This is a genomic window from Pseudomonas fulva (assembly GCF_023517795.1).
In the GTDB taxonomy this organism is placed as follows: Bacteria; Pseudomonadota; Gammaproteobacteria; order Pseudomonadales; family Pseudomonadaceae; genus Aquipseudomonas; species Aquipseudomonas fulva_D.
In genome coordinates, this window is record NZ_CP082928.1 from 1,249,706 (window position 1) to 1,262,005 (window position 12,300).

At 62.8% G+C, this 12,300-nt stretch carries 11 protein-coding genes; 2 read left to right on the forward strand and 9 right to left on the reverse strand.

Annotated elements, in window-relative coordinates:
- Window positions 1-9 precede the first annotated feature (9 nt).
- Window positions 10-927: a sulfate adenylyltransferase subunit CysD gene (gene cysD / locus K8U54_RS05690; protein WP_249909244.1), complete on the reverse strand. Its 918-nt coding sequence runs from the start codon at window positions 925-927 to the stop codon at window positions 10-12.
- Between the two features lie 369 nt (window positions 928-1,296).
- Between cysD and K8U54_RS05695 the strand changes: the two genes are divergently transcribed.
- Window positions 1,297-4,155, forward strand: a complete 2,859-nt coding sequence (locus tag K8U54_RS05695; protein WP_249909245.1) for an autotransporter outer membrane beta-barrel domain-containing protein — start codon at window positions 1,297-1,299, stop codon at window positions 4,153-4,155.
- Between the two features lie 58 nt (window positions 4,156-4,213).
- On the opposite strand, the gene K8U54_RS05700 is transcribed toward K8U54_RS05695, so the two are convergent.
- A complete protein-coding gene (locus K8U54_RS05700; RefSeq protein ID WP_249909246.1) occupies window positions 4,214-4,972 on the reverse strand; it encodes a Nif3-like dinuclear metal center hexameric protein in 759 nt (252 codons plus the stop codon).
- A 109-nt stretch (window positions 4,973-5,081) separates the two neighbouring features.
- On the opposite strand from K8U54_RS05700, the gene algW reads away from it, so the two are divergent.
- A complete protein-coding gene (gene algW / locus K8U54_RS05705) occupies window positions 5,082-6,227 on the forward strand; it encodes a Do family serine endopeptidase AlgW (protein ID WP_070884324.1) in 1,146 nt (381 codons plus the stop codon).
- Window positions 6,228-6,296: 69 nt separating this feature from the next.
- On the opposite strand, the gene hisC is transcribed toward algW, so the two are convergent.
- The 7 genes from hisC to K8U54_RS05740 form a co-directional block, all read right to left on the reverse strand.
- A complete protein-coding gene (hisC, locus tag K8U54_RS05710; RefSeq protein WP_249909247.1) occupies window positions 6,297-7,349 on the reverse strand; it encodes a histidinol-phosphate transaminase in 1,053 nt (350 codons plus the stop codon).
- A 74-nt stretch (window positions 7,350-7,423) separates the two neighbouring features.
- Window positions 7,424-8,734: a histidinol dehydrogenase gene (gene hisD / locus K8U54_RS05715; protein ID WP_249909248.1), complete on the reverse strand. Its 1,311-nt coding sequence runs from the start codon at window positions 8,732-8,734 to the stop codon at window positions 7,424-7,426.
- A 274-nt stretch (window positions 8,735-9,008) separates the two neighbouring features.
- The gene (gene hisG / locus K8U54_RS05720) at window positions 9,009-9,644 is read right to left on the reverse strand and encodes an ATP phosphoribosyltransferase (protein WP_249909249.1); all 636 of its coding nucleotides are present in this window, start codon (window positions 9,642-9,644) and stop codon (window positions 9,009-9,011) included.
- Between the two features lie 4 nt (window positions 9,645-9,648).
- Window positions 9,649-10,914 (reverse strand): UDP-N-acetylglucosamine 1-carboxyvinyltransferase, encoded by a 1,266-nt coding sequence (murA, locus tag K8U54_RS05725; RefSeq protein ID WP_249909250.1) that lies wholly within the window; start codon window positions 10,912-10,914, stop codon window positions 9,649-9,651.
- A gap of 15 nt (window positions 10,915-10,929) precedes the next feature.
- Window positions 10,930-11,169, reverse strand: a complete 240-nt coding sequence (locus K8U54_RS05730; protein WP_070884328.1) for a BolA family protein — start codon at window positions 11,167-11,169, stop codon at window positions 10,930-10,932.
- A gap of 186 nt (window positions 11,170-11,355) precedes the next feature.
- Complete coding sequence (locus K8U54_RS05735; RefSeq protein ID WP_249909251.1) at window positions 11,356-11,664, reverse strand: STAS domain-containing protein; 309 nt, start codon at window positions 11,662-11,664, stop codon at window positions 11,356-11,358.
- Window positions 11,661-12,293, reverse strand: coding sequence for an MlaC/ttg2D family ABC transporter substrate-binding protein (locus K8U54_RS05740; RefSeq protein WP_249910404.1), 633 nt, complete (start codon window positions 12,291-12,293; stop codon window positions 11,661-11,663). Before K8U54_RS05740 ends, K8U54_RS05735 begins: the two co-directional genes overlap by 4 nt.
- Between the last annotated feature and the right edge of the window lie 7 nt (window positions 12,294-12,300).

The following is a 12,300-nucleotide window of genomic DNA, read 5'->3' on the forward strand; positions in this document are numbered from 1 at the left end:
GCGTGATCCTCAGAAATAGCCCTGACGTTTCTTTTCTTCCATCGAGCCGGCGGCGTCGTGATCGATCACGCGGCCCTGGCGTTCGGAAGTCCGGGTCAGGAGCATTTCCTGGATGATGTCGGTCAGGCTTTGCGCCTCGGACTCCACCGCACCGGTCAGCGGGTAGCAGCCCAGGGTGCGGAAGCGCACCTTCTTCTTCTGGATGCGCGCCTTCTCCTCGTCGCTGAGGTGTTCGAGGATGCGCTCGTCATCGATCATGATCAGCGTGCCGTTTTTCTCGATCACTTCACGCTCGGCGGCGAAATACAGCGGCACGATCGGGATCTGCTCCAGATAGATGTACTGCCAGATGTCCAGCTCGGTCCAGTTGGAGAGCGGAAACACGCGGATCGACTCGCCCTTCTTGACGTTGCCGTTGTACACGTTCCACAGCTCGGGGCGCTGGTTCTTGGGGTCCCAGCGGTGCTTGCTGTCGCGGAACGAGTAGACGCGCTCCTTGGCGCGGGACTTCTCCTCGTCACGGCGCGCGCCACCGAAGGCGGCGTCGAAGCCGTACTTGTCCAGGGCCTGCTTGAGGCCCTCGGTCTTCATCACGTCGGTGTGCTTGGCACTGCCGTAGGTGAAGGGGTTCATGTCCTGCGCCACACCATCGGGGTTGATGTGGGTGATCAGGTCCAGGCCCATTTCGCTGACCATCTTGTCGCGAAAACGGTACATCTCCTGGAATTTCCAGCGCGTGTCGACGTGCATCACCGGAAACGGCAGCTTGCCGGGAAAGAATGCCTTGCGCGCGAGATGCAGCATCACGGCGGAATCCTTGCCGATGGAATAGAGCATCACCGGGTTATCGAATTCGGCGGCCACTTCACGAATGATGTGGATACTTTCCGCCTCGAGCTGTTTCAAGTGCGTCAGTTTGTCGAGCATGGCTACTCACGAGGGTCACGGTATTTATTCAGGCCAGAACGGGCCTTGGACGAGCGCGCACTCTAGCACAGCACCTGCTTCTAATCAGGGCAGCGCTTAGATCGAAACGATCTAGCTTTATTCCAGTGAAACAGGCGGCCATCGGCGTCCAGGGATGGGCACCTCAAGGCTGCACGCCAGAATGCTGACCGAGCCTTGGCAAAGCACGGCAGCGCCGCGACTTTGTGAAACGCGCGGCAGCTTCACCGGCCAAGCCTTGACTCGGGCGCCTCCACTGAGCACCCTTGCGCGCGTCGCCCACCTGCCTGTGGCGACACGCGCCCGGCTCGCGGCGCATCGGAACCCGCTACTGCGCTCAAGGAGAGCCCCATGCAACACAGCCCCCTGTCCCTTTCCCTTCTTACCCTCGCCATCGCAGCTGCCAGCTTCTCGGCCCGGGCAGAAACCTACCAGATCGAAAACGGCCCCAAGACCTGGGAGAACGTCATCATCGCGGATGGCCTGAGCATCGGCGGCGAGCTGACCACGCCAGCCAACGCGCTGATCCTGAAGCCGGGAACCCATGTGCAGGGTGACCTGATCATCGATGCCACGATCAATGCCACTGGATCCGAAAGCTCACAGGATCGTTACGGTCGTCCGTTGACGCTGGGGGAAGGGTTGAGCGCCTTCTCCGATGAAGTGCGCATTGATGGCGGCCTCATCAATAACGGTAACTTGATCGCCAACGGTCTCAGCGCCGTCGGTATTCAGGGGCGTAATCTCTCCATCGATGGCACGCTCAGCAACACTGGCCTGGTCAGTGTCCGGGACACCTACGTACTGGACGCCCAGAACCACCTGTTGGGCGACGCGATGCCTGCCGGCATAAGCCTGAGCGAAACCCGCCTGGGTAGCCTGAGCAACAGCGGACGCATCGAAGTGATCAGTGCGGATATCGGCAGAGGTATCGAGCTGATACGCACCCCATTGGCCGGCGCTCTCGAAAACACCCGCAGCGGCAGCGTCGAAGTGACCGGCGATGAAGTGCATGCGATCGGCGTCAACTTCAAAAGTGATCTGGCTGAACTGATCAACGCAGGAACAGTGCGTGCCACGGGAATCAAGTCGCGTGGTGACTCTCGTAACCTGAGTGAAGCCAACGGTATTACGGTCGGCGACAGCATCGTTCGCGGTCGGCTGCTCAACAGTGGCAGCATCACAGTCAGCGGCTACGAAGCCACCGGTATTGCGCTTATCGCCTATGGCAGTAACGGCGATGAGGCGCGTATCAATGGGGATCTTGTCAACAGCGGCAGCATTGATGTCACCGCCGTGGCCGAGAACGGCGCCACCGCCCGTGCCATCGATATCTCCAATGCAACCATCGGCGGTAAGCTGACCAACAGTGGATCCATTACTGCAAGCGGTGCAGACTCGGTAGGCATCTATGTCGAGAAGAGTCGTATTGCGGGTGACATTTTCAACAGCGGTACCATCAAAGGTGATCGTGCGGGTATCTACCTGGCGAGCATCGATTCCAACAGCAACCTGCCCGGCTATGCTCCGTTCAGCATCATCTATCAGGATGGTGGGCTAATTGAAGGTGGTGAATACGCCATTTATTCCGATCCGCAAAACAATGACTCACGACTGATCTGGGGAGGCGGTACGATCAAGGGCAAGATCCACGGTATCTCCTATATAGACATCGTCGGGGACGCTACTTTTGACGGCAATCACATCTCTGACGGCGGTGATTATGGCGGCGTGGATATCTTCAATGCCGACGATAGCCCTCTAGGCCGACCGGGAAAACTGACACTGCTTCAACCCCATGTGACGCTGGATGGCCATCTTGAGATGAACCGTGGCACCGTGTTGCAGCTCAACCTCAGTGACGCGACCGATCCTGACAGGGCGATTCTCAAGGTAAGAGACGAGGCCTACTTTTCGGAAGAAAGTACCATTGCGCTTCGCCCTACTTCGGAGGCCTTTCGTGCCTCGGGCAAAGAGTACAAGCTGATTCAGGCAGATAAGATCGAATACGACGGCAACGGCAGCCTGGTGGTCAGCAGCTCACCCTTACTGACCGTCAACTCTTCCAGGCTTACCGATACCGAAGTATTGGCAACTGTCAGCAGTGTATCTGGCCAGCAGGCCGGTGAAATCATCGATCAGGCCGGCAGCAGCCCCAACGCCCGCCGTGCCTTCCAGCCGTTCTATGCCAGTGTGATGGCGCAACTGGACAGCAACGACCCGGTGTTCCAGGCGTTCGCCAATGCCGATGAGGCCCAGCTTGCCGCCCTGAGCGAACAGCTCACGCCTCAGGTCGATGGCGCCGCACAGGCTGCAGCCAATGCGGTGCAAAACCTGGTCAGCGGGGCTGTGAGCTCGCGTACTTCGTCGCTGCGTGGTGCCTCGTCCGGTTCGGCATTCAGCGAGACCGGCTTCTGGGTCCAAGGGCACGACAGCGACCTGCGCCAGGGCCGTCGCAGCGGCATCGCCGGTTACGACGCCGACAGCCGCGGCCTGAGCCTCGGCCTCGACGGCAAGCTCGACGAGCAGTGGACGCTGGGTGTGGCTTACAGCAACCTGGATACCAACGTCAGTGGCCGCACCGGCAACAAGAGCGAGATCGACAGCCAGGTACTGACCCTGTATTCGAGTTTCGAACAGGGCCCGGTATTCGTCGATACCAGCCTGAGCTATGGCTTCAACGACAACACCAGCAAGCGCAACATCGCCGGCACCCGTGCCAAAGGCGACTTCGACAGCCAGTCCCTGGCGTGGAATCTGGAAGCGGGCTACGGCCTGCATGCCGGCAGCATCACGCTTGAGCCACGTGTAGCGACCCGTTACACCCGCCTGGACATCGACGGCTATCGGGAAAAAGGCTCCTCGGCGGCACTGGCAGTAAGCAGCCAGCGCTATGAAGCTATCGAACTCGGCGCGGGTGCACGCCTGGCCAGCCGGTTCTCCGTTGGCCAGGGCACTCTCGAGCCGGAGCTGAAGCTGATGGCCTACCACGACTTCGCGGCTGATCGTGCCAGCAGCACCTCCAGCTTCGTACTGGGTGGCTCATCCTTCGTGACCCACGGTGCCAACCCGGCACGTGACAGCTACGAGGCCAGCCTTGGCGTCAACTACCGGCTCGGCGCCCTGAGCCTGGGCGCAGGCTACGAGCACGTGGGCCGCTCGGGCTTCGATGCCGATACGCTTCGCGCGAAAGTCCGTTACGACTTCTGATCGTGACCAAGTGGCGTTCAGGATGAAACCTGGACGCCATCTCTGCACCACTGCCTTCTCAAATCGGATTCGGGCAATCGATGAACAGATGCTCGATGGCGAAGCGTCGGCTCAGGTACTCCCCCAGTGCCTGCACGCCATAACGCTCGGTAGCGTGGTGGCCGGCGGCGATAAAGCTGACGCCGTTTTCCCGTGCGCTGTGGAAGGTCTGCTCGGACGCTTCCCCCGTCAGGTACAGGTCGACGCCGGCGGCGATGGCCTGGTCGATATAGCCCTGTCCGCCCCCCGTACACCAGCCGATACGGCTGACCGGTCTGTCCTCCTCCACCAGCAACGGTTCACGACCCAGCACTTCATGCACGCGGCGGGCGAAGTCGCGGGCGCTCAGCGGTTGCGCGAGCGAACCGATCAAGCCGACGGTACGCGGATTGTCCGGCTCCAGCGGCCCCTCGACGGTGATATCGAGCTGGCGCGCCAGCTGCACGTTGTTGCCGACTTCGGGGTGCAGGTCCAGCGGCAGGTGGTAGGCCAGCAGGCTGATGTCGTTGGCCAGCAGGGTCTTCAGGCGACGCTGCTTCATGCCGGTAAGGCAGGGGTTCTCGCCCTTCCAGAAGTAGCCGTGGTGCACCAGCAGGACGTCGGCACGGGCCTCGACGGCCGCCTCGATCATCGCCAGGCTAGCGGTTACGCCACTGACGATGCGCTGCACCTGCGGCCGCCCCTCGACCTGCAGGCCGTTGGGGCAGTAATCGCTGATGCGCGAGGCGCCCAGATAGCGCTCAACGTCCTCTACCAGGGTGGTCAGGGCAATGGCCATACAGATTTCCTCACGAACGGTTGCGAACCGCTGCTTTCTTGGCACGGTTCTCTATAATGGCGCACCTTAAGGGCCCGATAGGGGCCTCGCAACCCTCAGGATTGGATCGATGCTCAAGGCCCTGCGTTTCTTCGGCTGGCCACTACTGGTTGGCGTTCTGGTGTCGCTGCTGATCATGCAGCAGTACCCGCAGCTGGTCGGTCTGCCCATGCATGACGTGCAGCTGCGCCAGGCGCCTATCTACGCGCGCTCCCAGGAGGGCCCGGCCTCCTACGCCACGGCCGTCAGCGTCGCCTCGCCGGCGGTGGCCAACCTGTACACCACCAAGTACGTGGGCAAGTCCAATCACCCGCTGCTCGATGACCCGCAATTTCGCAAGTTCTACGGCGAGAACCTGCCCGGCCAGCGGCGCATGGAGTCCAGCCTCGGCTCGGCGGTGATCATGAGCCCGGAAGGCTACCTGCTGACCAACAACCACGTGACCGCCAATGCCGACCAGATCGTGGTGGCCCTCAAGGATGGCCGCGAGACCCTGGCGCGGGTGATCGGCAGCGACCCGGAGACCGACCTGGCGGTGCTGAAGATCGACCTCAAGGATCTGCCGGCGATGACCCTCGGGCGCTCCGACAACATCCGCATCGGCGACGTCACCCTGGCCATCGGCAACCCGTTCGGCGTCGGCCAGACCGTGACCATGGGCATCATCAGCGCCACCGGCCGCAACCAGCTGGGCCTCAACACCTACGAAGACTTCATCCAGACCGACGCGGCGATCAACCCGGGCAACTCCGGCGGCGCGCTGGTCGACGCCTACGGCAACCTGGTCGGTATCAACACGGCGATCTTCTCCAAATCCGGCGGTTCCCAGGGCATCGGCTTCGCCATCCCGGTGAAGTTGGCGACGGAAGTGATGCAGGCGATCATCGAGCACGGCAAGGTGATCCGTGGCTGGCTGGGCCTGGAAGTACAACCGCTGACTCCGGAACTGGCCGAGTCCTTCGGCCTGGAAGGCCGCCAGGGCATCATCGTCGCCGGCATCTACCGCAACGGCCCGGCTCAGAAGGCCGGCCTGCAACCCAACGACCTGATCCTCAAGATCGACGGCGAACCGGCCGGTGACGCGCGCCGCTCGATGAACCAGGTTGCCCGCGCCAAGCCAGGTGAGACCATCCGCATCGAAGTGATGCGCAACGGCAAGCCGATGGAGCTCAAGGCCGAGATCGGCATCCGCCCGCCGGTGGCCACCAGCAACTGATACCTACAGTTGTCGCGGATACGAAAAAGCCAGGGCCTGTGCCCTGGCTTTTTTCTTTGCGGTTATCGATCAGAGCGCGGCGAGTGCGTCGAGCAGGGCCTGGTTCTGCTCGGGCGAGCCGATGCTGATACGCAGGAACTGAGCGATGCGCGCCTGCTTGAAGTGGCGCACGATCACGCCCTGCTCACGCAGTGAGGCGGCGATGCTGGCCGCGTCATGCCCCGGATGGCGAGCGAAGATGAAGTTGGCGGCTGACGGCAGTACCTCGAAGCCCAGCGCCTGCAGCCCGGCAACGACCTGCTCGCGGCTGTCGACCACCGCAGCGCAGGTCTGCTCGAAATAGGCACGATCCTCGAACGCGGCTGCCGCGCCGGCGATGGCGATACGATCCAGCGGGTAGGAGTTGAAGCTGTTCTTGATCCGCTCCAGCGCCTCGATCAGGTCTTCATGACCCACCGCCAGGCCAACCCGCAGGCCGGCCAGCGAGCGCGATTTGGACAGCGTCTGGGTAACCAGCAGATTCGGGTATTGGCTCACCAGGCTGATCGCCGATTCGCCACCGAAATCGATATAGGCCTCGTCCACCAGCACCACGCTGTCCGGGTTGGCCTGCAGCAGCCGCTCCACCGCCTCCAGCGCCAGCAGGCAGCCGGTCGGCGCGTTCGGGTTGGGGAAAATGATGCCGCCGTTGGGCCGCGCGTAATCCTCGACGCGGATCTGGAACTGCTCGTCCAGGGCGATCGGCTCGGCCTGGATGCCGTACAGCCCGCAGTAGACCGGATAGAAGCTGTAGCTGATATCGGGGAACAGCAGCGGCTTGCCGTGCTGGAACAGGCCGTGGAAGGCGTGGGCCAGGACTTCGTCCGAGCCGTTGCCGACGAACACCTGGCTGGCCGGCACGCCATAGTGAGCGGCGACGGCCTGCTTGAGGCGATCGCCATTGGGATCCGGGTACAGACGTAGGTCGTCGTTCAGCTCCGCCTGCATGGCGGCGATGGCCTTGGGCGACGGACCGTAGGGGTTCTCGTTGGTGTTGAGCTTGACCAGCTTGGTCAGCTTCGGCTGCTCACCCGGCACATAGGGCACCAGGTCCTTGACGAAGGGGCTCCAGAATTTGCTCATCTGCCCTTCTCTCCTAGAAATTGTTCAGAAGAAACGGTGGACGAGAAAAGCCTCGTCCACCCTACGATCAGCTATCAGTTCTTGATGCGGTATTCGGCGCTGCGCGCATGGGCAGTCAGCGATTCGCCGCGGGCGAGCACCGAGGCCACCTTGCCCAGCTCGGAGGCACCGTCGGCCGAGCAGTGGATGATCGACGAGCGCTTCTGGAAGTCGTAGACGCCCAGCGGCGACGAGAAGCGCGCGGTGCCCGAGGTCGGCAGCACGTGGTTGGGCCCTGCACAGTAATCGCCCAGCGCCTCGGCGGTGTACCGGCCCATGAAGATCGCACCGGCATGGCGGATCTGCGCCAGGTATTGCTCGGGGTTCTCGACCGACAGCTCCAGGTGCTCGGGGGCGATACGGTTGGCCACTTCGATGGCCTGGGCCATGTCATCGACCAGAATCAGCGCGCCGCGGCCTTCGATGGAAGTACGGGCAATGGCCTCGCGTTCCAGGCTCGGCAGCAGCTTGGCAATGCTTTCGGCGACCTTGTCGAGGAATGCGGCGTCCGGGCTGACCAGGATCGACTGCGCATCCTCGTCGTGCTCGGCCTGGGAGAACAGGTCCATGGCGATCCAGTCCGGATCGGTCTGGCCGTCGCACACCACGAGGATCTCCGATGGCCCGGCGATCATGTCGATGCCGACCTTGCCGAACACATGGCGCTTGGCGGTGGCCACGTAGATGTTGCCCGGCCCGACGATCTTGTCCACCGGCGGCACGCTCTCGGTACCGTAGGCCAGCGCCGCGACGGCCTGGGCGCCACCGATGGTGAACACCCGGTCGACACCGGCAATGGCGGCGGCAGCCAGGACGATCTCGTTGATCTCGCCACGCGGCGTGGGCACCACCATGACCACTTCGGGTACGCCGGCGACCTTGGCCGGGATGGCGTTCATCAACACCGAAGAGGGGTACGAAGCCTTGCCGCCCGGCACGTACAGGCCGGCGCGGTCGAGCGGCGTGACCTTCTGGCCCAGCACCGTGCCGTCGGCTTCGGTGTAGGTCCAGGAATCCTGCTTCTGCTTTTCGTGGTAGCTGCGCACCCGGGCGGCGGCCGTTTCCAGCGCCTGGCGCTGCTCGGCGGTGATACGGGTGAGCGCCAGCTCCAGGCGCTCGCGCGGCAGGATCAGGTCGGCCACGGAGTCCACATCCAGCGCGTCGAAACGCTGGGTGAACTCGACCAGAGCCGCATCACCGCGCTCGCGCACCGCCTTGATGATATCCAGCACGCGCTGATTGACGCCGTCGTCGGAGACGCTTTCCCAGCTCAGCAGATGATCCAGATGCTGGGCGAAATCCGCGTCGGCAGCGTTGAGTCGGCGAATGGCAACTGGAGCGGTCATAGCTGAAGCCTCATCTGGATGGCGGTATTCTCAGGCGCCGCTAGAGTAGCAAGCCCACCGTGCGGGCACCTGAGAATTTGGCTATAGCACGAATAGGCGTTGCGCGGCGCTTAGCAGGCTGTCGAAAAACTATCTGCGTTGCCATCGCCGCGTTAAAAACAACCTCAAAATGCTCATGTACTACTCGTACACTCCGCTTTTTCGCCTGTTTTTGCCTTGCGCTGGCTACCTCGATTACGTTTTTCAACGGCCTGCTAGGCCACGCGAGAGAGGGTCAATGCGGATGGTGGCTCTCGACCGCTTCTCGCAGCGTGTCGATCAGCGCCTGCAGACGGCCGTGCTGCATCTTCATGGAGGCCTTGTTGACGATCAGTCGCGAGCTGATGTGGGCGATCAGTTCCTGGGCTTCCAGGCCATTGGCCTTGAGGGTGTTGCCGGTGTCGACCACGTCGATGATCTTGTCGGCCAGGCCCACCAGCGGTGCCAGCTCCATGGAGCCGTACAGCTTGATGATGTCGACCTGACGCCCCTGCTCGGCGTAGTAGCGCTTGGCGACGTTGACGAACTTGGTGGCTACGCGCAGGCGGCCTTTCGGCTCGGGTGCACCCACGGCACCGGCGGTCATCAGCTTGCAGCGGGCGATACGCAGGTCCAGCGGCTCGTAGAGCCCCTGGCCGCCGTACTCGAGCAGCACGTCCTTGCCGGCCACGCCGAGGTCGGCGGCGCCGTGTTCGACGTAGGTCGGCACATCGGTGGCGCGTACGATCAGCAGGCGCACATCGTCCAGGGTGGTGGGGATGATCAGCTTGCGGCTCTTGTCCGGATTCTCGGTCGGCACGATGCCTGCCGCCGCGAGCAGCGGCAGGGTGTCGTCGAGAATACGGCCTTTGGACAGGGCAATGGTCAGCATCTGGTCAGCCCGGCACGCGGCGAATCTTCGCCCCCAGCAATTGCAGTTTTTCCTCGATGCATTCGTAACCACGGTCGATGTGGTAGATGCGATCGATCACGGTATCGCCCTGGGCAACCAGCGCAGCGATCACCAGGCTCGCCGAGGCGCGCAGGTCGGTGGCCATCACCGGAGCGCCATTGAGCTGCGCCGCGCCAGTGACGATGGCGGTGTTGCCTTCGACCTGGATCTGCGCGCCCATGCGGCTCATTTCGTATACATGCATGAAGCGGTTTTCGAAGATCGTCTCGATCACCGTACCGGTGCCTTCGGCGATGGCATTGAGGGCGATGAACTGCGCCTGCATGTCGGTCGGGAAAGCCGGGTACGGCGCGGTACGCAGGCTTACCGCCTTCGGGCGCTTGCCTTTCATGTCCAGTTCGATCCAGTCGGGACCGGTGGTGATCTCGGCACCCGCTTCCTGCAGCTTGGCCAGTACGGCTTCGAGGGTGCTCGGGTCGGCGTCCTTGACCTTGACGCGGCCACCGGTGGCCGCTGCGGCAACCAGGTAGGTGCCGGTTTCGATACGGTCGGGCATCACGTTGAAACGCGCACCGTGCAGGCGCTCGACGCCATCGATGGTGATGGTGTCGGTACCAGCACCCTGAATCTTCGCGCCCATGGCGATCAGGCAGTTGGCCAGGTCCACCACTTCCGGTTCGCGAGCGGCGTTTTCCAGAACCGTGCGGCCCTTGGCCAGGGTAGCGGCCATCAGGATGTTTTCGGTGCCGGTCACGCTGACCATGTCGAAGAAGAAGTGCGCACCGCGCAAGCCGCCTTCCGGCGCCTTGGCCTTGATGTAGCCACCTTCGACATCGATGATCGCGCCCATGGCCTCCAGGCCACGGATGTGCAGGTCGACCGGACGCGAGCCGATGGCGCAACCGCCCGGCAGCGCCACCTCGGCCTCCCCGAAGCGGGCGACCATGGGGCCGAGCACCAGGATCGAGGCGCGCATGGTCTTCACCAGCTCATAGGGCGCGACCAAGGTCTTCATGGTGCGCGCATCGACTTCGACGCTGAGCTTCTCGTCGATGATCGGCTCGATACCCATGCGGCCGAACAGCTCGATCATCGTGGTGATGTCGTGCAGGTGCGGCAGGTTGCAGATGGTCACCGGCGCGTCGCCCAGCAGGGTGGCGGCAAGGATCGGCAGTGCGGAGTTCTTCGCACCGGAAATGCGGATTTCGCCGTCGAGACGCACGCCGCCCGTAATGCTCAATTTATCCATAGCTAATTCGTCGTCTCAGGAACGCGCGGCCCAGTCGGCACGGCTGAAGAATTTCATGCTCACGGCATGGATGCTGCCATCGGCGATCCAGGGATTGAGGTGAGCGTAGATCTGTTGCTGACGCTTGACCGGGCTGAGGGCGGCCAATTCGTCGCTGATCAGGTTGAGCTGGAAGTTGCAGCCTTCGCCGTCGACCTCTACCTGAACATCCGGCAGTTTGGTCTCCAAGAAACTTTTTACCTCAAGGGCCTGCATGCTCAACCTCGATCAACGTATTCAATATGCGTGAACGTCGCCTGGCGACGCCTATGAAAGCGGACCATGCCCGGGCAGCGGAGGCGCCTGGCAAGCGGCCAGCGGCAGTGACCGGCAGACATGGGGCCGGCATCATACCAAAAAATCGCCAGCGGCGATTTCCCAGTTCAGCCGGTAGCCAAGCGGTCAGGCCGGTAGCGGCAGCACATGCTGCAGCTCGCACACCTTGGCGATTCCACCCATGTCCTGCGGCAGCCCGCGGACGCTCAGCGGCTTGCCGGCCGCACGTGCATCGCGCATGTAGCACAGCAGCAGCGACAGGCCGACGCTGCTGGACTTCTCGACGGCCGAGCAATCGATCACGCAGGCTTCTGCCTGGGTCGCGCGGATCAGCCGCCCACCCTGCTCACGCAAGGCCGGGCCGCTCTGGTAATCGAGCACGCCGGAGAGTGCGAGCACACCCGGCGCCTGTTCGACGATGGCCGCCGGACTCACGACGTCCCCCGGGCCTGACGCGCCCTGGCCACGGTGTCGGCCCAGCTGTCGATGACCTTGTCGAGGTCGTTGCGGTTGTTCTGCATCGACTGGGCGAACTGATCGCGGAACAGTTTGCCGACGTTGATGCCGTTGATCACCACGTTACGCAGCTTCCAGGTCCCGTCCATGGCGACCATGGTGTACGACAGCGGGTACACGACACCCTTGCCATCGCGGATCTCCATGTTCACCGAGGTACGCTGCGCATCCTGCTTGCCGGAAGCCGGAATCACGCGGATGTCCTGGTTGTTGTATTCCAGCAGCGCGTTGCCATAGAACTGCATCAGGCTGCGCTTGAAGTTCTCCTGGAAGCGCGCCATCTGCTCCGGCGTGGCTTCGCGGGAATAACGCACGGTCATCACGCTGCGCGAGACGCCATCGACGTCCACCACCGGGCCAAGAATCTCGTTGAGCGCGTTGTAGAAGGCCTCGGGGTTCTGGCGGTATTGGTCCTTGTTGGCCTTCAGATCAGCCAGCAGGGTATCGGTGGTTTTCTGCACCACTTCGTGGGCAGCAGGCGCGGCCACGGCCAGCAAGGGTAGAGCAGCCAGCAGAGCGACGAGGCTGTTGCGCAGGGTCTTGATCATCATCGGG

Bases quoted from the DNA above. Each gene is read 5' to 3' on its own strand.
- cysD (WP_249909244.1), bottom strand. From the start codon at position 927: ATGCTCGACAAACTGACGCACTTGAAACAGCTCGAGGCGGAAAGTATC.
- K8U54_RS05695 (WP_249909245.1), top strand. From the start codon at position 1,297: ATGCAACACAGCCCCCTGTCCCTTTCCCTTCTTACCCTCGCCATCGCA.
- K8U54_RS05700 (WP_249909246.1), bottom strand. From the start codon at position 4,972: ATGGCCATTGCCCTGACCACCCTGGTAGAGGACGTTGAGCGCTATCTG.
- algW (WP_070884324.1), top strand. From the start codon at position 5,082: ATGCTCAAGGCCCTGCGTTTCTTCGGCTGGCCACTACTGGTTGGCGTT.
- hisC (WP_249909247.1), bottom strand. From the start codon at position 7,349: ATGAGCAAATTCTGGAGCCCCTTCGTCAAGGACCTGGTGCCCTATGTG.
- hisD (WP_249909248.1), bottom strand. From the start codon at position 8,734: ATGACCGCTCCAGTTGCCATTCGCCGACTCAACGCTGCCGACGCGGAT.
- hisG (WP_249909249.1), bottom strand. From the start codon at position 9,644: ATGCTGACCATTGCCCTGTCCAAAGGCCGTATTCTCGACGACACCCTG.
- murA (WP_249909250.1), bottom strand. From the start codon at position 10,914: ATGGATAAATTGAGCATTACGGGCGGCGTGCGTCTCGACGGCGAAATC.
- K8U54_RS05730 (WP_070884328.1), bottom strand. From the start codon at position 11,169: ATGCAGGCCCTTGAGGTAAAAAGTTTCTTGGAGACCAAACTGCCGGAT.
- K8U54_RS05740 (WP_249910404.1), bottom strand. From the start codon at position 12,293: ATGATCAAGACCCTGCGCAACAGCCTCGTCGCTCTGCTGGCTGCTCTA.